At 61.3% G+C, this 20,596-nt stretch carries 21 protein-coding genes; 11 read left to right on the forward strand and 10 right to left on the reverse strand.

Annotated features, from left to right (window positions below; genetic code table 11):
- Nucleotides 1-19: 19 nt before the first annotated feature.
- From AU182_RS13110 to AU182_RS13125, 4 genes are read right to left on the reverse strand one after another with little or no spacing between them, the layout of a single operon-like run.
- The gene (locus AU182_RS13110) at nt 20-1,192 is read right to left on the reverse strand and encodes an ATP-NAD kinase family protein (RefSeq protein ID WP_066966002.1); all 1,173 of its coding nucleotides are present in this window, start codon (nt 1,190-1,192) and stop codon (nt 20-22) included.
- On the reverse strand, nt 1,189-2,316 hold the full coding sequence (locus AU182_RS13115) for a 4-phosphoerythronate dehydrogenase (RefSeq protein WP_227718262.1): 1,128 nt from the start codon (nt 2,314-2,316) through the stop codon (nt 1,189-1,191). The genes AU182_RS13110 and AU182_RS13115 overlap by 4 nt, the downstream gene beginning before the upstream one ends.
- A gap of 37 nt (nt 2,317-2,353) precedes the next feature.
- Nucleotides 2,354-3,280 (reverse strand): 5'-3' exonuclease H3TH domain-containing protein, encoded by a 927-nt coding sequence (locus AU182_RS13120; RefSeq protein ID WP_066966007.1) that lies wholly within the window; start codon nt 3,278-3,280, stop codon nt 2,354-2,356.
- Entirely contained in the window at nt 3,277-3,816 is a 540-nt protein-coding gene (locus AU182_RS13125) for an elongation factor P hydroxylase (protein ID WP_227718263.1), read from the reverse strand. Before AU182_RS13125 ends, AU182_RS13120 begins: the two co-directional genes overlap by 4 nt.
- 620 nt (nt 3,817-4,436) lie before the next feature.
- On the opposite strand from AU182_RS13125, the gene AU182_RS13130 reads away from it, so the two are divergent.
- Nucleotides 4,437-5,123 carry a hypothetical protein gene (locus AU182_RS13130; RefSeq protein WP_066966013.1) on the forward strand — a complete coding sequence of 229 codons (687 nt, stop codon included), beginning with the start codon at nt 4,437-4,439 and terminating at the stop codon, nt 5,121-5,123.
- A 174-nt stretch (nt 5,124-5,297) separates the two neighbouring features.
- On the opposite strand, the gene tusA is transcribed toward AU182_RS13130, so the two are convergent.
- Complete coding sequence (gene tusA, locus AU182_RS13135) at nt 5,298-5,528, reverse strand: sulfurtransferase TusA (RefSeq protein WP_066966015.1); 231 nt, start codon at nt 5,526-5,528, stop codon at nt 5,298-5,300.
- 183 nt (nt 5,529-5,711) lie between these two features.
- On the opposite strand from tusA, the gene AU182_RS13140 reads away from it, so the two are divergent.
- Complete coding sequence (locus AU182_RS13140) at nt 5,712-5,996, forward strand: antibiotic biosynthesis monooxygenase (RefSeq protein WP_066966018.1); 285 nt, start codon at nt 5,712-5,714, stop codon at nt 5,994-5,996.
- Here AU182_RS13140 and AU182_RS13145 read toward each other — a convergent pair.
- The 3 genes from AU182_RS13145 to AU182_RS13155 all read right to left on the reverse strand — a co-directional run bounded on the left by AU182_RS13145 (nt 5,974) and on the right by AU182_RS13155 (nt 7,735).
- Nucleotides 5,974-6,624: an alpha/beta family hydrolase gene (locus AU182_RS13145; protein WP_066966021.1), complete on the reverse strand. Its 651-nt coding sequence runs from the start codon at nt 6,622-6,624 to the stop codon at nt 5,974-5,976. The two genes, AU182_RS13140 and AU182_RS13145, sit on opposite strands and share 23 nt — an antisense overlap.
- Nucleotides 6,624-6,854, reverse strand: a complete 231-nt coding sequence (locus AU182_RS13150) for a YheU family protein (RefSeq protein WP_066966023.1) — start codon at nt 6,852-6,854, stop codon at nt 6,624-6,626. Before AU182_RS13150 ends, AU182_RS13145 begins: the two co-directional genes overlap by 1 nt.
- A gap of 74 nt (nt 6,855-6,928) precedes the next feature.
- Entirely contained in the window at nt 6,929-7,735 is an 807-nt protein-coding gene (locus AU182_RS13155; protein ID WP_066966026.1) for a class I SAM-dependent methyltransferase, read from the reverse strand.
- Between the two features lie 188 nt (nt 7,736-7,923).
- Between AU182_RS13155 and AU182_RS13160 the strand changes: the two genes are divergently transcribed.
- From AU182_RS13160 to mnmC, 4 genes are all read left to right on the forward strand, one after another.
- Nucleotides 7,924-8,454, forward strand: a complete 531-nt coding sequence (locus AU182_RS13160; RefSeq protein WP_066966029.1) for a glycine cleavage system protein R — start codon at nt 7,924-7,926, stop codon at nt 8,452-8,454.
- Nucleotides 8,455-8,698: 244 nt separating this feature from the next.
- Nucleotides 8,699-9,166 (forward strand): tRNA (uridine(34)/cytosine(34)/5-carboxymethylaminomethyluridine(34)-2'-O)-methyltransferase TrmL, encoded by a 468-nt coding sequence (gene trmL, locus AU182_RS13165; protein WP_066966031.1) that lies wholly within the window; start codon nt 8,699-8,701, stop codon nt 9,164-9,166.
- A 36-nt stretch (nt 9,167-9,202) separates the two neighbouring features.
- Nucleotides 9,203-9,724, forward strand: a complete 522-nt coding sequence (gene fldB, locus AU182_RS13170; RefSeq protein ID WP_066966034.1) for a flavodoxin FldB — start codon at nt 9,203-9,205, stop codon at nt 9,722-9,724.
- A gap of 9 nt (nt 9,725-9,733) precedes the next feature.
- The gene (gene mnmC / locus AU182_RS13175) at nt 9,734-11,827 is read left to right on the forward strand and encodes a bifunctional tRNA (5-methylaminomethyl-2-thiouridine)(34)-methyltransferase MnmD/FAD-dependent 5-carboxymethylaminomethyl-2-thiouridine(34) oxidoreductase MnmC (protein ID WP_066966037.1); all 2,094 of its coding nucleotides are present in this window, start codon (nt 9,734-9,736) and stop codon (nt 11,825-11,827) included.
- A gap of 52 nt (nt 11,828-11,879) precedes the next feature.
- Here mnmC and AU182_RS13180 read toward each other — a convergent pair whose 3' ends face one another.
- Nucleotides 11,880-12,494: a DUF502 domain-containing protein gene (locus AU182_RS13180; protein ID WP_066966038.1), complete on the reverse strand. Its 615-nt coding sequence runs from the start codon at nt 12,492-12,494 to the stop codon at nt 11,880-11,882.
- A 63-nt stretch (nt 12,495-12,557) separates the two neighbouring features.
- On the opposite strand from AU182_RS13180, the gene AU182_RS13185 reads away from it, so the two are divergent.
- Nucleotides 12,558-13,343 (forward strand): glutaminyl-peptide cyclotransferase, encoded by a 786-nt coding sequence (locus tag AU182_RS13185; RefSeq protein ID WP_227718264.1) that lies wholly within the window; start codon nt 12,558-12,560, stop codon nt 13,341-13,343.
- Between the two features lie 82 nt (nt 13,344-13,425).
- On the opposite strand, the gene AU182_RS13190 is transcribed toward AU182_RS13185, so the two are convergent.
- Nucleotides 13,426-13,878 carry a hypothetical protein gene (locus AU182_RS13190; RefSeq protein WP_153039229.1) on the reverse strand — a complete coding sequence of 151 codons (453 nt, stop codon included), beginning with the start codon at nt 13,876-13,878 and terminating at the stop codon, nt 13,426-13,428.
- A gap of 151 nt (nt 13,879-14,029) precedes the next feature.
- On the opposite strand from AU182_RS13190, the gene recQ reads away from it, so the two are divergent.
- The 4 genes from recQ (at nt 14,030) to AU182_RS13210 (ending at nt 20,578) form a co-directional block, all read left to right on the forward strand.
- Nucleotides 14,030-15,865, forward strand: a complete 1,836-nt coding sequence (recQ, locus tag AU182_RS13195; RefSeq protein WP_066966049.1) for a DNA helicase RecQ — start codon at nt 14,030-14,032, stop codon at nt 15,863-15,865.
- Between the two features lie 229 nt (nt 15,866-16,094).
- Entirely contained in the window at nt 16,095-17,429 is a 1,335-nt protein-coding gene (locus AU182_RS13200; RefSeq protein ID WP_066966053.1) for an aspartate aminotransferase family protein, read from the forward strand.
- Nucleotides 17,430-17,499: 70 nt separating this feature from the next.
- A complete protein-coding gene (locus AU182_RS13205; protein WP_066966055.1) occupies nt 17,500-18,996 on the forward strand; it encodes a CoA-acylating methylmalonate-semialdehyde dehydrogenase in 1,497 nt (498 codons plus the stop codon).
- 214 nt (nt 18,997-19,210) lie between these two features.
- Entirely contained in the window at nt 19,211-20,578 is a 1,368-nt protein-coding gene (locus AU182_RS13210) for a serine hydrolase (protein ID WP_066966058.1), read from the forward strand.
- The last annotated feature ends 18 nt before the right edge of the window (nt 20,579-20,596 follow it).

Genomic DNA, 20,596 nt, shown 5'->3' on the forward strand with positions numbered 1-20,596 from the left:
CGGTTGGAAAAGGTAAGATTCACACCATCTCGCCACTGCCGTCCCCGGACAACGGGTAAAGGATTTCATCGCGGTAGCCGGTGACCACGGGAATAAAGCCGCCCCAGGACGCGTCCAGGGATGGGTCCCCGCTGTCGATCAACAGCGGTCGTCCGCCCAGTTCGGTGATCTTGGTTTTGGTGGCCACCACCATCAGATGCTCGCGCCCGACCGCTTGCAGCACGGCCGGCGACAGCTGCTGGTTGCCGCGCCCAATCAGGTGCCCCTGGCCACCGATGGCGGTAAGAACAATCTTTACCGGATTTTCCGCATTCTCTTCGCGGTGGCGGCGAATGGCGTCTTCTATCTGCAGCGCGTTGACGTCTGCAGCCAACAGGTTGCCCCCCCGCCACAGATCCACCCCCAGCAGCGTGCCCTCGGCACCCAGCTCGGACAACACTGCCAGCGTGGTCGAGCCCGGACCAAAAATGTACAGGGTGTTCGGGTCCTGCTCGTCCATTTGCTCAATAATTCCAGCGGCGATGTCCGCCACTGCCAGCTCTTCTACTTCGCGCCCCGCATTTTTTACCGCCTGCAGAAAGTGCCCTTCTTCCGGCACCAGTAGCTCGCCGTAGTAGCGGGTACTCACTCGCCCTTCGCGAAACGATTTTTCATCAATATCACGCACTTCCCGCTGGTGCAGGTCCACCAGCTCCCCGGCCATCAGCCGTCTCAGCACTTCGCCACCGGCTTTTGGGGAAATGGCGAAGCAGGCGGAATGCATTTTCACTCCGGCGGGAATACCCAGTACCGGGAAGTTGTCCCCCAGGGCATTGACCATATTGCGCGCGGTGCCATCGCCACCGGCAAACACAATCAGGTCGGCACCCGCCGCGCGAATGGCATTGGCCGCAGCCTCGCTGTCCTCCGGGGTAGAGCGGCCGGACTCGGCAGCACCCACAACGGCCACAGTGAATCCCAGCGCGCGCGCTAGTGTCTCGCCCATGTCTCCGGCGAAGGTAACGATTTCCAGCGTGTCCGCAAATGGCAGCAGCGCCTGCAGGGCGATCTCGGCGCGCTTGTGCGACTGCGGTTGAATGCCGGCCTGCAGTGCACGCGCAACGGTGTCCACACCATCGCTGCCCTTCAGGCCCGCCGGGCCGCCGATACCGGCCCAGGGGTTGATGATCAGTCCAAGCTTTTTGAGTTTCACTTTAACCCCAGTATTTCCAGTTGCTTGCGTGTGGACGCATCCAGGTGCGGCGCCTCCAGCCGGTAGTGGGAGAACTCCAGCCGTTTGGGGTATTGCTTGCGCAGCTGGTCGAAGGCACTCGCCATCGACGGACCACCGGCCTGTGCGGCTTGTGCCGCCGCGCGCAACCGCTGGTCGTCGCCACGGGGGTCGTACATTGCCAGCAACAGCGCGCGGATCGCCGCAAAGCCAGTCTCCCGGGTGCTGATCACCCGCGGTGATGCGGAGGAATCTGCAGGTACATTCGCTAGTGGCAGCGCAAGCGAACGGCACAGGGCCTCGCGCACCATGCGCGTGCCCGCCAGTTTGCCGTCGTGGCTGTAGCCCGCAATGTGGGGGCTACCCAGATCCACCCGCGACAACAGGTCGAGGTCGATGTCCGGCTCGTTATCCCAAACATCCAGCACACAGGTAAACGGTCTCGCCTGCGCCAGCAGCGCGGACAGCGCGGCGTTATCAATCACCGCGCCGCGACCGGCACTGATCAGTACCGCGCCGGGTTTGATCGACGCCAGCGCCTGTTCATCCAGCAGGTGCAGGCTCGGATGTGCGCCGTCCCTGACCAGCGGCGCGTGCAGGCAGATCACATCCTGCTGCAGTACCGTTGCCAGTTCTGCCGCATCGGGGTTGCTTGCGAGCCAGGGATCATAAATTTTGCAGGAGACGCCCAGCGCGTGCAGTTTACGCTGCAGCGAACCGCCCACATTGCCGCAGCCGACAATACCGAAACTGCGATCGCGCCAGTCCACATCCAGTGCCGCCAGTGCACAGAAGACGTATTCCACCACCGAGTTCGCATTGCACCCCGGCGCAGCGCTCCAGTGAATACCCTGCTGCTCCAGCCAAACGGTATCCAGATGGTCGGTGCCGATGGTACAACTCCCCACGAAGCGCACCGGCGTACCCTCGAGCAATGCTTTATCCACCCGGGTCACCGAGCGCACCAGCAGAATGTCCGCGTCCGCCAGTTGCGCGCGGGTCATGTTGCGACCGGGCACCCGGGTGATGGTCCCCAGGTCGGCAAACCAGGTTTCGAGGCCGGGGATATTTTCGTCGGCAACAATGCGCATTGATTGATCTTGCATTGATTGATCGTGCATAGGCGTCACTTCAATATGGCTGTCATGAGGGCACCGCACCTGCCGCAACGGGTTCGGACGCCGCGCCCAAAACGCGGTGTATTTTCCGGGCCAAGCCACCGATGCCAAATTCCTCGGCCACCGCCACGGCCAGCTCCGGTTGTGGCGCCCGGTGGGCCAGGCTGGCCAGGTCCGCCCCAGGTTGCAGCGGCACGGCATATTCCAGCGTGGCCAGCTGGTGGGCCATGCGGATTTGCTCCGCGTATGTCGCAATTTTTGCCGCGACACCGGCGGCGCCGCGAATCTTCAGGGTTGCCACCTGATCCACATTGGCGATCAGTGCATCGACCCCGTCAAACGCCGCCAGCAGATGCGCGGCGGTCTTGGCGCCGATTCCCGGCACTCCCGGTATATCGTCGATCGCATCGCCCACCAGGGCCAGATAGTCTGCAATCTGCGCGGGGCGCACCCCAAACTTGTGCTCAATCGCTTCTCGCCCGAGATATTGATCGGCGGCAAAGTCCCACAGACTGGCGGCACCGCGGTCGAGCAACTGCCCCAGATCTTTGTCCCGGGTGACGATCAATGGCGCACACCCGCCATCCACACACGTGCGGGTGAGGGTTGCCAGAATGTCGTCGGCCTCGTAACGGTCACTGGCAAAACTGGCAATCCCCAGCACCTCAGCCATCTCACGGCAGGCCGCGAGCTGGAAGGCCAGCGCCTCGTCCGGCAAAACGCGGCTGCACTTGTACTCCGGGTAGATATCGTTGCGAAAGCAGCTGCCGAGGGATTCATCGAACGCACACGCCATGTACGCCGGCTTGCGGGCCAGCAGGTCGAGCAGGAAGTTGCTGAAGCCGTACACCGCTTCGGTGGTGTAACCACTGCGGCTCTCCCAGTTGGGCGGCAGGGCAAAGTAGTAGCGGAAAATATAGACCGAGGCATCCACCAGGTAGGCTTTCTTCATGCCAGACCCTCCAGGCGATAGCGCTCCGCCTGCAACGGATCCGGGCGGGCAAACGCCGAGGCCAGCGCGCGGGCAAACCGGGTGGCCCGCGGGTTGGCACCCGCTACACAAAAACGCTGGGCCTGCTGCCAGACTTCCCGCTTGAAGCGCTCGCTGGGGCCCAGCCCCGCATCCAGGTTGTCCGCGCTCACGCGGAACTTGAGGCCGCAGGCCACGGAAAAGATCCACTCCAGCGCCTGGGGCTTCACCTCGACACGCTCGAATTCCGCCTGCTGCTCGGCGCTGCGTCCATCCGGCGCGTACCAGTAGCCGTAATCCGGCTGTAAACGGCGTTCCGCCCCCGCCACACACCAGTGCGCCGCTTCATGTAGGGCACTGGCGGCGTAGTCGCGCGTGAACTCCACCTGGTGGGCTTCCTGAGCATCGACAGCGGCCGGCCGATAGAACGGCTCCTGGAATCCACCGATGAGGCGCGTATTGAGACCATTTGGCGCAGAGAAACAGCCATTAAAGACCATGACTATCTGTTCAGTCACAGACAGCCGCGGCTCGCACCGTGTTTTACCCGCGGCACGATCGTGGTGGTACGGAACTTGCTCATCCAAAACTGTAACCGGCGCGGCTTGTGACAACATGGACTCCTGGCAATGGGCTCCTGGCAACTCAAGTACGGCGAACGGGTCACGCCAGCGCATGGCGGGGTCCCGGTGCCCGATTGGCGCGGACTATAGCAGCGGGCACCGCGGGATCAAGCGCGGATCCGCCTGATATGCCGCACCGGTTTTTCCGGCCGTATCCATAGGGAGCCCGAACTGTTCACCGCGAGCACATCCGCTCCATACACCCACCCGCAACCACAGGAGGATAATCAAACTAAAAGAACACACTTCCGCTGGTTGTATTTCTGCGGATCAGAATATACCTTTGAACATAGGGATACCGGAAACCAGCGGCTACTCAACGCAATCTTCACGACGGTGTCGAGTGGTTGTTTACGGTTGCGGTACCGGCTTCCCAGGGGGGCAAAAAGGCGCTCCCGGAGTCAGGATTCGGCGATTGGCCGCCCGGCCCTCGCACGTGATCCGTACGCCGGCTGCATCTAATAAGTAGTACAAGACCTTCCCGCCCTACTACCGGCCCTGCTAGGAGGTGCGCTATGACCGACCACAGAACCAATAACGTGGTTGACCTCTTCACCGGCAAGCCCATCGAGACTTCTGAGAATTTGCGGTTTATTCGCCTTTCTCCGGAGCTGGACGGCTTGGAAATGCTCTACTCCAACAATTCCAGTGGAACGGACCTCTACAGCCTGAAAATCCTTTGCTGGGGCCTGCGTGCCAACGGCGAGATTGTCGGACTGGTTCCCTGGTTGAACGCCATTGTCGCCTGCCCGGATATTCAGGATCCCCTGGATGGACGGTTTGAAGGCTACTATGACCCGGGCATCGAGGAAATTTTCCACGAAGCTCCCATCCACAAAATCGTCGAGCTGGAGACTGCGGCGGAATACTTCGAGTACGAAAGCAATCAGGCGGATGAGGTTGTGCAGGAGATCCCCGACACCATTGGTACCCATGCGGTATTCATGGATGCCGGTAAAGAGAACCTGACCCTTACCGAAGTGGTGAGCTGGCGCCTTTTTGCCAGCGGTGAGATCCACGGCATGCTGATTGATCACGACAGCGTGGAGACCACGCCGGTTCTTCCCGGGGATGACTGCCTGTACGCGGCGCAGGAATCCGAGTGTTTCCGCTACTTCTTCCAACACCACATCGCCAACAAGATCAAATCCGAGGACCCAGAGGCCCTGGCTGCGATTGCGGCGCTTGTCACTTCGCCCTAACTTACTTCCCTCTCATACATGTAAAACAAGGGCGACCAGTGGTCGCCCTTGTTACTTCTGGATTCTTTCGCTCTATTGTGGAGGCCAAGCACCAGGTAAAGGCTTTCAAAATCGCAGCCAGTACGTCCCTGTATGCTCCGGCGGTGCTCGGCCTTCGCATCCAGCCAAGCTGCACTAATCGGCCTTTTTTATCCAGTAGACAAATTCATCATTCTCTTCTTCATGCCTTACCAGCTCGTAACCGAGAAACTGGCAAAACTTGGGTACGTCCCGCTGGGTGGAGGGGTCAGTGGCAAGCATCTGCAATATTTCGCCAGCCGCCACCTTGCGAACCGCAGCGTGGAGCATCATAACGGGTTCCGGGCACAGCAGGCCGCGGGCATCGAGTGTGTGTTGTGACTTCATGCGCCTATTGTCCGGGATTTACGCCAGCGCGTCACCTGCAGCCCTGCCTGACTGGCCAGAACGTCTGGTCATATCCGCTAAGCCCCTCGCAGAGCGGCACCGAAAAAGACTAAACTGCAGCCATCCGAATCGCCACCCGGCGATTCGCACACACGACATTGCAGTGAGGACGAGAGCGCAGTCATGATTTATGTTTTGATCGAACGGGAAGTGGCCGAAGACCTGGAATCCACCTACGAGGAAGCCGCCCGCCGACTGCTGACCAATGCGTATCAGACCACCGGTTTCGTCGACGGCCACACCTATACGGAACTGGATAACCCCCGCCGCCGTTTCACACTGTCCCAGTGGAAATCGGTGCTGCACTGGCAGCAGTGGTACAACAGCGAAGAGCGCCGGGAACAGCTGGCACAACTGGCCCCCATGCTGGCGCACGAGGAAAAGATTACGATTCTCGAGCGCGCATAAACGCCGCCGCATAATCCGCAGCAGCCTGCCAGTGCTGCTGCTTGGTAAAACCGCTGGCCTTGCGCGGCTTGAAGTCGTGGTCCCCATCTTCCAGCCAGGCCAGCGCAATGGCGGAAGACAACCCGTAATCCGCCACCTCCTCCCGGCTCCCCAACTTATCCCGCGTGCCCTGCACAATCAGTGTGGGGCAGGTAAGTGTTTGCAGGTGCTCGGTGCGCAGCTTTTCCGGCTTGCCCGGCGGATGAAACGGGTAGCCCAGACACACGGCACCGGCCACGGCGCCCCGCTGGTAATTCTCCTGCGCCAACATGCTGGCCACCCGGCCGCCCATGGATTTACCGCCGATAAACAGTGGCGCTGCCGGTAACTCCTCCGCTACCCGCGCGATGTGCACCTGAAATGCCTCCAGCAGCACATCCATTTTGTTTGGCGGACGGCGCTTACCCGTCACGCGCCGCTCTGCCATATACGGAAACTCAAACCGCACCACACCGATACCCTGCATCGCGAGCATGTGTGCCAATGCCTGCATGAAATCACTGTCCATCGGCGCACCGGCACCGTGGGCAAGCAGGAACCAGGCAGAGGGGTCGTGCGCAGGCTTGTCCAGCAGCCAGTCAGCCGACATCAGGGTGCTCCGTCTGCGGGGATGTCTTCGGCAAGAATCAAATTGATCGACTCCTCACCCGGCTCAAACCAGATCACCACAGACTTGTTGTGCAACTGCCGCCGCAGGTTGGCCACCTTGTCGGCCAGGCTCACCTCGCGCTCACCGTAATCGGTACCGTCACGGGTGGCGTATTCTTCCAGCAGGTTCTGCAGGGTTTCCGGGTCGAGTTGATGGTGCGGAATAATCATTGGCTACCTGTCAATTACCGATAAAAAAATGCCCCGGGGTTCCGGGGCATTTTAGCTTCAATCCAAAAGAGGTATCAGGACTTGGGCTTGCGGAACCTCAAGGTCATACGATCACTTTCGCCGATCGCCAGATACTTGTCTTTGTCTTCATCACCCAGGCGCAGAGACGGCGGCAGGGTCCAGACACCTTTCGGATGGTTCGCGGTGTCTTTCGGATTTGCATTGATCTCGCTGGTTTCTTCCAGCTCAAAGCCGGCATTTTTCGCCAGCTCGATCACGTAATCCTGTGTTACATAGCCGCTCTTTTTCATGTCTTCACGGCTGGTGCCCGGCTTCGCACGGTGCTCCACAACACCCAGCACACCACCCGGCTTCAGCGCCTTGTAAAAGGTCTTGAAGGCCGCCTGTTCATTGTTGCCACCCATCCAGTTGTGCACGTTGCGGAAGGTCAGTACGGCGTCTGCCGAGCCCGCCGGCGCAATCTCGCTGTCGCCACCCGGTGCAAACTCGGTCAATTTTACCGCGCCGTACATGTCTTTATTTTCCGCCATGCGCTTTTCAAAGGCTTCGCGGGAGCGCTTGAAGTAGCCAACCTGGGTGTCCTTGGGGAAATGCGCAGCATAGAAAGTGCCTTCGTCTTTCAGTGCGGGGGCCAGAATCTCCGTGTACCAGCCGCCGCCCGGCCAGATCTCGACAACCGCCATGTCCGGCTTCACCTGGAAGAATTCCAGGGTTTCCGCGGGGTGCCGGTACTCGTCGCGCGCGGCGTACTTGGCGGTGCGATGCTCGCCGTCAATCGCCTGTTGCAGCGGATTGGCTTGCGCCGCGCCCGCCATGGATACCGCACAGGCCATACCGGCCACCCAATGAATCAGTTTCATCCAAGACTCTCCTGTAAATTATTCTTCCCACGGCCGCTGATTCAACACTGCTGGCGGCCCCTTGTAAAGACAGTGCCCTGCGTTGCCAGTTCCCCGGCGAGCGATGAGCAGAACTTTGCCCACCGGGGGTCACACTGGCTACAATTCACCAGATTGATCGATTTAGCAGTCCCAGTAAGGAAACCCTCATGCAACAGCACCTTGTCATTTCCATCATCAGCGACGACAAACCCGGTGTGGTGGAAATGCTTTCCTCCGCGGTAGCGGAAAATGGCGGCAACTGGGAAGACAGCCGGATGGCGCACTTTGCCGGCAAGTTTGCCGGTATCCTGCGGGTCAGCGTGGCGGCGGGCGATAGTGCGGCCCTGAAGGACGCTCTGCAGAATCTGGCGGGAGATGACTTCAAGCTGCAGATCGAGGACGCTCTTGCGGTGGCTGCCGATTCCCGCCAGACCCTGCAACTGAAGCTGGTGGGCAACGACCGCCCGGGTATCGTCAAAGAGATTTCCCGCGCCCTGGCCGCGCGCAAGATCAATATGGAAACACTGGACACCCGCTACGGCAGCACGCCCTGGAGTGGTGAGCCGCTGTTTACCGCCGAGTGCACCATCAGCGTTGCCGAGGATGTGAGCATCGACGGCCTGCACGACGAGCTGGATGAGATCGCCGACGAACTGGGAGTCGAGATCGACTGCGAAGAAACCTCCTCCGCGCTATAATCCCCGCCAATCATCGCCAATAGCCTTGGCCACGTCTCGGGTGGCCTTGAAGATGGTCTCGTGGCGGCACCGCTACCGGGTGCTGCCTCGCGAGACACGCCGTGAACCCATCCTTGGGGGCTCTTCTAAAACATCCCTGTTTTAGAAGGTCTCGCGAGGCAGCACCCGGTAGCGGTACCTACGGCGAACCATCACTAGATAATCCGGTGCTGGCATAGTTGCCAACCCCTAAGCGCCTCTAACTATGTTCAAAATCGTGCTCTACCAGCCGGAAATTGCCCCCAATACCGGCAATATCATCCGTCTGTGTGCCAATACCGGTGCCGAGCTGCACCTGATCGAACCCCTGGGGTTCGCCATGGACGACAAGCGCCTGCGCCGGGCGGGGCTGGACTATGCGGAATACAGCCGCGTGGTACGCCACCGCGACTGGGAAGCCTTCGTGGAATCGGAGCAGCCGAAGCGGGTACTGGCGCTCTCCACCAAGGGCAGTCGTCCGCACTCGGAGATCGAGTTCCGCGCTGACGACGCTATTGTGTTCGGCCCGGAGACCCGCGGTCTGCCCGCCGAATTTCTGGCGGCGACCGGTCCTGAGCACACCCTGCGCATCCCCATGTGCGCAAACAGCCGCAGTATCAATCTTTCCAATGCGGCGGCCATTGTCATTTATGAGGCCTGGCGCCAGCTGGGCTATGTCAACGCCCAGGCCTGAGCGAACCGCTCAGGCTGAACCAACAACCAGAGTTTTATGCGCGCACCAATCGGACTTTTTTACGGCTCAAGCACCTGTTACACGGAAATGGCGGCGGAGAAAATTCGCGACCGCCTCGGCGAGGAGTGGGTCGACCTGCACAATGTGGCGGATGACGATATCGCGCAGATGCAGGACTACGACTTCCTGATTCTCGGCATCCCCACCTGGGACTATGGTGAGCTGCAGGAAGACTGGGAAAACTGCTGGGATCAGCTGGCACAGCTGGACCTGAGCGGGAAAACCGTGGCCCTGTACGGCCTGGGCGACCAGGAAGGCTATCCCCAGTGGTACCAGGATGCCCTGGGCTACCTGCATGCACAGGTGGTTGCGATTGGCGCCAAGGCCGTCGGTTACTGGCCCGTCGAGGGTTACCAGTTTGAGGAATCCAAAGGGCTGACCCCGGACGGCAGTCACTTTGTGGGCCTTGCCCTGGACGAGGAAAACGAGTTTGACCGCAGTGACGAGCGCCTCGACCAGTGGTGTGCTCAGGTCATGCGCGAATTCGGCCTGCAGTGACCGCCACCCATGCCTGACAACAGCAAGCCACCGGTGCACCACGCTCAGCTGGAATGGCGAGACAACGGCCAGCCGGCGTCTACCGCCTTCGACGATATTTATTTCTCTACCGCTTCCGGCCTGGAGGAAACCCGCCACGTTTTCCTCGCGCAAAACCAGCTGGCACAGCGCTGGAGCGCACTGGGCGACGGCGCACGCTTCACCATAGGCGAGACCGGCTTCGGCACCGGGCTCAATTTCCTCGCCGCCTGGCAACTGTGGCGACAGCTGGCGCCAGCCAACGGGCAATTGCACTTTGTCAGCGTGGAAAAATTTCCCCTGCACCCCGAGGATCTGGCACGGGCACTGGCCATGTGGCCGGAGCTTGCGGACCTGAGCGACCAGCTCATTGCCCAGTACCCGGACTTCCTCACCTCCGGCGTGCACCGCCTGAAGTTTTCCCACGGGGTCTACCTGACCCTGATCATCGATGAAGCCAGCCGCGGTTTCGAGCAACTGCGACTGGACGACCCGGGCAGGGATCGTGTGGTCGATGCCTGGTTCCTGGATGGCTTTGCGCCCGCGAAAAATCCGGACATGTGGAACGAGGCACTGTTTCAGGCGATCGCCGACCTGAGCGCGCCCCACGCCACCTTTGCCACCTTCACCTGCGCCGGCATCGTCAAGCGGGGCTTGAAGTCCGCGGGCTTTGCCCTGCACAAAGTGCCCGGTTTTGGGCGCAAGCGGGAAATGCTGCGCGGTGACTTTGCGCCGCCGGCGAGCGACGCACCACACAGCCACGCGGCCACCCCCTGGCACCTGCCCCCGTCAAACCTTTTAGCAGACCACCTAGCAGACCACCTAGCAGACCACCTAGCAGACCAGGCAACAGAACCTGCCGCGCCGCAATCGGTGGCCATTATCGGTGCTGGTATTGCCGGGGCCGCAGCGGCGCGCGCGCTGGCGGAGCGCAATCTGAACATCACTGTGTTCGAGCAGGGGGCGGCCCCCGGCAGCGGCGCGTCGGGCAATGACCAGGGCATCCTGTACGCAAAGCTCTCCCCCAAGCCCGGCCCCAATGGCGACTTCAACCTGCTCGCCCTGCAATTTGCCCAGCGCTTTTATCCGGCCCTGTGTCCGCACGCGGTGCACTTTGACGGCTTGCTGCAGTTGGCGCAGACAGAAAAAGAGCAGCAGTTGCAGCAGCAGGTGGTCGCGCAGCTTGGCCTCGACCGCCGCACACCGCTCGCGCAGCCGGTCACGGCCAGCGAGGCGAGTGCGCTTGCGGGTGTTCCCCTGACAGTGCCGGGCCTTTACTTTCCCAACGCGGGCTGGCTCAGCCCGAGCCGGGTATGCGCCGCACTGCTCGAGCACCCGAATATCGAAACCCGCTGCAACACACAGGTTACAGACGCCAATCATCGCGATGGCCAGTGGCAACTAAGCGTACAGCAAGACCCGGAGCCTCACGCCTTCGACGCCCTGGTGCTGTGTACCGCCAACAGCAACCGGCAATTTGCGCAAACCGCGCCCCTGCCCCTGCAACCCATACGCGGCCAGGTGTCCTTTGCCGCGGCAACGGAGGCCTCGCAAAAACTGAAACTGGCGCTGTGTGCCGAGGGCTACATCGCCCCTGCGAATCCCGACCAGCGCCAGCCGAGCCACAGTTTTGGCGCCACCTTTAAACTGAAGCAGACCGACACCGATATTCGCGCGGAAGAGCACGAGGACAACCTGCGCACGCTGGCCACCCTGCTCCCGGATATCGCCGACGAGTTCCGCTCGCAACCCTTGCGTGGCCGCGCCGCGCTGCGCGCGGCCACACCGGACTATCTGCCCATGGCCGGCCCGGTGGCGGAGTGGAAATCGCTCGAGGCCACCTATCACCCGCTGCGCAAAAACCGCAAACAGCGCATTGACCAGCGCACGCCATATCAGCCAAACCTGTACGTGATGGCCGGTCTCGGGTCCCGTGGATTTACCTACGCGCCGCTGGCGGCGGAAGTGCTGGCGGGCTGGATAAGCGGGGGGGTAATGCCGGTGTCACAGGAGCTGGTGAAGGCGTTGCACCCAATGCGCTTTGCGATTCGCGCACTGGGTAAAAACCGGCCACTACACGACTAGTAGCGCAAAGATTCAGCCGAGAGGAATGGCGGCGCTATCCGCCAATGATTGGTCAGTCCGGAGGCGCGAGCAACGGCCCGCTACCCGAGCCGCAGACAACGATGGATTTCATCGCCGCCTCCACGGTGACGTGAGGCAGGATCTCAACGCATTCCGGGGGCAGATGGTAGACAAACCCGGAGGTAGGGACCGGCGCTGTAGGTACGTACACCGTAAAATCGCCATTGGCATGTTGCGAGGTCACGATGGCCGTAACCGACAGGGGATTGCCGGCACCGTGAATCCGCGCCCGCGCCACCGGCCCAGACAACACGCCTTCACTGCCACCACCGCCAATAAACTGCAGCACCAGCTCCTTGATGGTGCTGTAACCCGGCGCCACTTTGCCCAGCCAGTAGTCCAGATGCCGGTGCGCCCAGCGCCCCACACTGGTCTTTACCAGCAGGCCAATCACAAAGCACAAGCCGAGAATCAGCGCTATCACCAGCAGACGCGCGAAGTTATCCTTGAAGCGCGTGTGCGCCTGCATCCACTCCGCTGCCGGTGCCACCATTTCGCTGATCTGGCCAAACAGCCACTGAAACAGCATTACAAATATGGCAATCGGCAAGACGACCGCCAGGCCGCCCAGCAGGGTCAGGGTCACAAACGTTTTTATTCTGGTCATAAATTACAGTACTGAACTGGAAATCGTTAAACAGGGATCAACTTACGCACTATGCGCGCCGCTTTGAAATCCGCAATCCGCCAAGCCGCCAACCGGGCCGCCGCCCTGCTGCTGGTGCTGAGCAGCCACAGCCACGGGGCCGAGCCGGTCGAGTACACGCTGCTCGAGAGCAAGGCCCGGCCTGCTGACCACTTCACCCAGGGGCTGTATTTTGATGGCGAGCGCTGGCTGGAAAGCAGCGGGCTGTATGGCCGCTCCTGGCTTGCGGAGTATACCGACCCGGGCAGCAATCCTGTAAGGCGCAAATGGCTGGCCGGCGACCGCTTTGCCGAAGGGCTCGCTGTGCTGGGGGACAAACTGTACCTGCTGACCTACCGGGCGGGGGAAGTGCAGATCTACAACCGCGCGTCCTTTGCCCTCGAACAGGTGCTCCACTACCGGGGCGAAGGCTGGGGCCTGACCACCGATGGCCGACAGCTGATCATGAGCAACGGCAGTGACACCCTGGTATTTCGCGACCCGGAAACCTTCGAGATTACCCGGCGGGTGCAGGTCCACGGCGGTGGACAAACCTGGGCGCAGCTGAACGAGCTGGAGTATGTGCACGGCCTGATCTGGGCCAATATCTGGCAGGACCCGCGGATCATCGCAATCGATCCCGCGAGTGGAGAAGTCAAAGGGGTGGTGAATCTGGAAACGTTGCAGCGCGACAGCCTGCAGGGCAGGCGCCACGTTGATGCGGTCGCCAACGGCATCGCCTGGGACCGGGCGCGCAATGGACTCTGGGTTACCGGTAAATACTGGCCAGCGCTCTACCTGATTCGGCCAAGGGGGCTGGGGTTCGAATAGACGTGGTGCGCGGCGCCGTTACCACGCCATTACCACGCCGTTACCGCGCCGGACACGCACCGCGTTCGCCATTGAACGCGACTCAGTTCCGGAAATAATCGATCACCGTCAGATAGCCACCGCTGCGGATGGATTCCAGCGCGGGCCCGCGCACACTCAGCCGGTATCCTCGGTACTGGCGCTCCACGGTCACTCCGTCCATCCCCTCGGCGCCGTCAAACAGCATGGCGTTGTCGCCCTCCGCACCGCGCCACTGGATGCCCTCGATATTGCGCATTCCGGGCAATTCGATGGTCACCGCCTGCAGGTGTCCCGGCAACGCACGCAGTTGCATGCTGGCGATACCGGACGAGGTCGCCATCGAGTAATTGAGCTGGTTGGCCGGTGCCGGTTTCCAGCCGAGGTGGGTATCCGCCACCGCGGACTGCGCGAGGTTGCGCGGGTTGATGGGTTCGGGAGCCTGCGAGATGCAACCGGCCAGAAAGACGGCTGCGGTAAGTGCCCCCGGAACAAGCGTGGATTTTATGGTTCTCATTGCACGCATAGCTTTATCCCTGTCTATGTCGGCGTTGCGAGGATTATAGATCATCGTCACAAAATTATGAGGTAAGACGCGCCAAATGTTGGACAACAGATTGCCATGCTTGGTTCGCCGCTGGTGAGGCCCAGGGGGTATACTCCGCCCCATGACAGAGACACCCGACGCGCAAAGCCCCCACTACATCCTCGAACACACCTTTGGCTACACCGGCTTTCGAGGTGACCAGCAGGACATTATTGAATCCCTGGTACGCGGCGAAGACGCCCTGGTACTCATGCCCACCGGTGGCGGCAAGTCCCTGTGTTATCAGATCCCCGCCCTGGCCCGCCCCGGCTGCGGTATCGTGATCTCCCCACTGATCGCACTGATGCAGGACCAGGTAGAAGCACTGCGGGCCGCGGGTGTGTCAGCGGCCTTTCTGAACTCTTCCCTGGACTTCCGCAGCGCACAGGAGATCGAGCAGCAATTGCTGGGCGGCGAGCTGAAGCTGCTGTACCTGGCCCCCGAGCGCCTGCTGCAGCCGCGCACCCTGGAGCTGCTGGCACAGGCCGAAGTAGCCCTGTTTGCGATTGATGAGGCGCACTGTGTCAGCCAGTGGGGACACGACTTCCGCGCGGACTACCTGCAGCTCTCCTGCCTGCACCAGCGTTTTCCTCAGGTACCGCGCGTAGCGCTGACCGCAACCGCGGACCAACGCACCCGGCAGGAAATCGCCCAACGCCTCGACCTGAGTGATGCGCGACACTTCATCAGCAGCTTCGACCGCCCCAACATCCAGTACCGTATTGCTCCCAAGAACAACCCCAAACGCCAGCTGCTGCAGTTTTTGACCAGCGAGCAGCAGGGGCATGCGGGGGTGATCTACTGCCTGTCCCGCAACAAGGTGGAGTCCACCGCCGAATGGCTGCAGCAGCAGGGGTTCAACGCGCTGCCCTATCACGCGGGTCTGCCGTCCGAGATGCGCGCCGATCACCAGCGCCGCTTCCTGCGCGAGGAAGGCGTGGTGATGGTGGCCACCATTGCCTTTGGCATGGGTATCGACAAACCCGACGTGCGCTTCGTCGCCCACCTGGACCTGCCCAAAAGTGTCGAAGCCTATTATCAGGAGACCGGCCGCGCCGGCCGCGATGGCGACCCGGCAACCGCCCTGCTGCTCTATGGGCTCGAGGACGTGGTGAAACTCAGCCAGATGGCGGCCACCTCGGAAGGCAGCGAGGAACACAAGCGCCAGGAGCGACAGCGGCTGGATGCCATGCTGGGGCTGTGCGAGATCACCAGCTGCCGCCGCCGTGCGCTGCTGCGCTACTTCAATGAAACACTGGAGGCCGATTGCGGCAACTGTGATACCTGCCTGGAGCCGCCCGCCACCTGGGATGCCAGCGACGCCTCACGCAAGCTGATGTCGTGTATCTACCGCACCGGACAGCGCTTCGGTGCCGCCCACGTCATTGATGTGCTGCGCGGCGCCGATACCGAGAAGATCCGCCAGTTCAACCACAACCAGCTCTCCACCTACGGTATCGGCAGTGACCTGAGTGCCAATGAGTGGCGAGCGGTGACCCGACAGCTGGTGGTGCGCGGCTACCTGCAGGTCAATGCGGAAGCCTTCAATGCCCTGCAACTCACCGAACAGTGCCGGCGGGTGCTGCGCGGAGAAGAGGCGCTACAGCTGCGCACCCTGCCCAAGGCGCCCGCCAGGGCTACGCGGGAGTCCGGTGGCGCGCGCGCAGCGGTGGAGATCGCGGACCACGATCTGCCGCTGTGGGACGCCCTGCGGGCACTGCGCAAGTCCCTGGCGGAAGAGCGCGGTGTGCCGCCCTATGTGGTGTTTCACGATGCCACCCTGCGCGAAATGCTGACCGCCCGCCCGCGCAATGACGCGGAAATGCTGGCGATTTCCGGTATCGGCGACAGCAAGCTGGCACGGTTTGGTGCACCGTTTCTCGACCTGATCCGAGAATTTGACCAGGCCCCGGCCTGAGACCGGCGCAACACCAGACCAATGGTTAATATATTTAACATCCAGGTCCAGCGAAAGGTGATACACCCCAACCTCGCTCACTAAACACCCAAATAGCTCCTCCCGGCAGCCATAACCGAATCATTATTCAACTATTGTAAAGTTTATTAATCGCCCCTACACTCGTCGAAATTCAACCGATCGCAATAACTGATCCACAATAAAACCCGTTGAAGTCACGAGGTGAACCATGGCTGAACTCAACAGCCTCGCCGGCCTGAGCCCCGCAGAGCTCGAAGCCCACTGGATGCCGTTCACCGGCAACCGCCATTTCAAGTCCGACCCGCGCCTGTTCGTCGCGGCGGAAGGTATGCACTACACCACGGCCGACGGTCGCTCTGTGCTGGATGCTTTCTCTGGCCTCTGGTGCAGCAACCTGGGCCACGGCCGCAAGGAGATCGCCGATGCGGTTTCCAGCCAGCTCACCGGTCTCGATTACTCCCCGGCCTTTCAATTCGGCCACCCCACCGCCTTCAAGCTCGCCAAGCGGCTCGCGGATATGGCACCGGGTGACCTGAACCGGGTGTTTTTCTGTAACTCGGGATCGGAAGCCGCGGATACCGCGCTCAAGATTGCACGCGCCTACTGGCGTGCGAAGGGCCGCCCGGAAAAAATTCGCCTGGTTGGCCGCGCCCAGGGCTACCACGGGGTCAACTTCGGCGGCATCTCCGTCGGCGGCATGGTGGGCAATCGCAAAACCTTCGGCCCGGCCCTCGATGTCGATCACCTGCCGCATACCCTGCTGCCGGAAAACGCCTTCTCGCGCGGCCTGCCGGAACACGGCGGTGAAGCCATGGCCAACCGCCTGCTGGACATCATCAACCTGCAGGGTGCCGAAAATATTGCCGCGGTCATGGTGGAGCCCTTTGCCGGTTCCGCGGGCGTGATTCTGCCGCCCAAAGGTTACCTGAAGAAACTGCGCGAGCTGTGCAGTGCGCACGACATCCTGCTGATTTTCGACGAAGTCATCACCGGTTTCGGGCGCACCGGCTCCGCGTTCGCAGCGCAGGAATTTGACGTACAGCCGGACATCATCACCACCGCCAAAGGTATCACCAACGGCGCCATCCCCATGGGTGCGGTTTTTGCCAGCGAAGACATCTACGCAACCTTCATGCAGGGCCCGGAGCATATTCCGGAGCTGGCACACGGGTATACCTATTCCGCTCACCCGGTAGCCTGCGCCGCCGCCATGGCGACCCTCGACATTTACGAAAACGAAAAGCTGTTCGACCGCGTCAATGAAATGGCACCTTATTTTGAAGAGGCGCTGCACAGCCTGAAGGACGCCGCGCATGTGGTAGACATTCGCAACTACGGCCTCGCCGGCGCGATCCAGTTACAGCCGCGTGCTGGCGAACCGGGCAAGCGTGCGATGGAAGTGGTACTCGAGGCCTACCGCCGGGGCATTCTGCTGCGCTGGACCGGTGATACGATTGCCGTAGCACCGCCGTTTATTATCGAGCGCAACCAGATTACCCAGATCGCGGAAACCCTGCGGGACATCCTGCAAGACACTCAGTAAACCCATTCGTTACAGCCACAGCGCTCGAACAAAGATTTCGAATAGGGAGCAATCCCTCGGGAGAAACACCATGAATACCATCGGCCACCTGATTAATGGCGAAATGCACACCAGCGGTGATCGCCAGCAGGACATCATCAATCCGTCTACCAACCTGGTAGAAAGCAAAGTCGCACTCGCCAGCAAGGCTACCGTTGAGGAAGCGATTGCCGTGGCGCAGGCCGCCTATCCGGCCTGGCGCAACACGCCGCCGATCAAGCGTGCACGCATCATGTTCCGTTTCAAAGACCTGCTGGAACAGAACGCCGACAAAATCTGCGAGTTGATTACCCGCGAACACGGCAAGGTACTGAACGATGCCATGGGCGAATTGCAGCGCGGCATCGAAAATGTGGAATACGCGTGTAGCGTGCCCGAGTTGCTGAAAGGCGAGCACAGCAAAAATGTCGGCCCCGCCATTGATTCCTGGAGCGAGTTCCAGCCACTGGGCGTTTGCGCAGGCATTACACCGTTCAATTTCCCGGCCATGGTGCCCCTGTGGATGTGGCCGATGGCCGTTGCCTGCGGCAACACGTTTATCTTAAAGCCCTCCGAACGCGACCCCAGCTCCGCGCTGCTGATAGCGCAACTGGCACTGGAAGCGGGCCTGCCCGCGGGCGTACTCAACGTGGTCAACGGGGATAAAGAGGCGGTCGACACGCTGCTGTCCGACAACCGGGTACATGCGGTGAGCTTTGTGGGTTCCACCCCCATTGCCAAATACGTGTATGAAACCGGCTGTCGTAATGGCAAGCGGGTGCAGGCGTTTGGCGGTGCCAAGAACCACGCTATCGTCATGCCGGATGCCGACCTGGATAACGCGGTCAGCGCACTCATGGGCGCCGCCTACGGCTCCTGTGGCGAGCGCTGCATGGCCATTTCCGTCGCCGTTGCGGTGGGCGACGCTACCGCCGACGCGCTGGTGGAAAAGCTCAAGGCGCAGATTGCCGACCTCAAGGTGGGCGACGGCATGGACAACAGCAACGACATGGGCCCCGTGGTGACCCGGGCGCAGCTGGAAAAAATCGAAGGTTATATCGCCAAGGGCGTCGAAGAAGGTGCGGACCTGGTGGTGGATGGCCGCGGCCTCAAAGTCGCCGGATTTGAAAATGGCAACTACCTGGGTGCGAGCCTGTTTGATCAGGTCAAGGAAGGCATGGTCATTCACAGCGACGAGATCTTCGGCCCGGTTCTGTGCGTCATGCGCGTAGACACCATGCAGGAAGCCATGGACATCATCAACAACCACGAATACGGCAACGGCACCTGTATTTTCACCCGCGACGGCGAGGCCGCACGCTACTTCGCCGACAACATTCTGGTGGGCATGGTGGGCATCAATGTACCCCTGCCGGTGCCGGTGGCCTACCACAGCTTCGGCGGCTGGAAACAGTCCCTGTTCGGCGACCTGCACGCCTACGGCCCCGACGCCGTGCGCTTCTACAGCAAGCGTAAAACCATCACCCAGCGCTGGCCTGCCAGTGGTGTGCGTGAAGGTGCGCAGTTTACCTTCCCCAGCAACGGCTGATCGTTACCCGACGATAAAGCCCGGCCAGTGCCCCAGAGATTGCGGGCGCTGGCTTTCTGCCCCGACCCTTTTTGTCCCGACCCTTTTTGTCCCGATCCTTTTTTGCCCCGATCCTTTTTACCCCTGCCCTTTCTGTGGCCTCGGATAACCTCCCGCCTGCGGCAAACCGGTTGTTAGAATCCTCGATCAAGCGATCGATTCGAGCCGTGTTTCCATGAAAAAAATCCTTCTCTCCGCGGCGGCCACGTTGGCAGGCCTACTTCTGGTCGTGGCGCTGCTCGCACCCACCCTGCTGGGCTTTTCCATTACCCAGGCCGGCAACGCTGTACGGGTGGCTACGGGGATGGGCGCAAAGCTCGCCTGCTCCGGCCACTATGTGTCCGGGTTTGATCCGGCCCGCAATCTCGACGACCTCGCCTCTTACTCTGCCGCCAACCGCCTGCTGGATCTGGAATACGCCAACCAGCGTGTTACCGCGTCGCTGTTTGGCTTGGGCAAGACCAGTGCAACCTACCGCCCCGGGCTGGGCTGCACCCTCGACATCGGCGACACGCGCGCCCTCGACCAGGTGAAGTTCGAGCCAGTAAATACCGGGCAACGGGACAGCACGACCGGTGAATGGCCGCAGGGTAGCGCCGCGCACCACATCGACTCCGGACTACAGCAGACTCTCGACCAGATCCTGGCCCGAGACAATCAATCCGGGCTGCAAACCCGCGCTTTGCTGGTGGTGCAAAATGGAAATCTGGTTGCCGAGTCATACGCAGACGGCATTACGGCGCAAACGCCACTGCTCGGCTGGTCCATGGGCAAGAGCCTGACGGCGATGATGGTGGGCAGATTACAGGCGTTACAGCCATACCAGGACACATCCTCCTCCCTGTTTCCGGAGTGGTCCGACGCGCGCCGCGAGATCAGCCTGCAGAACCTGCTGCAGATGACTTCAGGGCTGGATTTCGACGAGACCTATGCGCCGGGCAGCGATGCCACCCGCATGCTGTTTAGCGCCCGCAGCGCGTCCGAGGTTGCGCTGCAGAGTACGCTTGCGCATACGCCGGGCACGCACTTTTCCTACTCTTCCGGCACCACCAACCTGCTGGCCCGCTGGCTGCACAACCGGCTTGGCGGCAGCCCGCAAGCCAGTCTCGATTTTTTACAGCGCCAGATCATGGCGCCACTGGGCATGCGCCACACTACGTTCGAAGTGGACGCCAGCGGGGTATTTGTCGGCAGTTCCTATATCTATGCACCCGCCCGCGACTGGGCGCGCCTCGGCCTGTTGATGCTGAACGACGGTGTCTGGGACAACCAGCGCCTGCTGCCCGAGGGATGGGTGGCCGCAGCGAGCCGCCCCAATCCCAGTGAAAATGGCCCAGCCTACGGCTACCAGTTCTGGCTGAACCGCGGCGGGGAAACCCTGCGCTTTCCCGAGCTGCCGGAAGACAGCTACTTTATGCTGGGCAACCGCAAGCAGGTGGTGATGATCTCCCCTACCACCGACACCGTGATTGTGCGCCTCGGCTGGAGCGCAGAGGACTACCCCACCGGCAAAAACTTCGCACAGTTACTGCCACAAGGCTAACTGCCAGTATGCAGCAGC

It is taken from the genome of Microbulbifer sp. Q7 (assembly GCF_001639145.1).
Lineage (GTDB): Bacteria > Pseudomonadota > Gammaproteobacteria > Pseudomonadales > Cellvibrionaceae > Microbulbifer.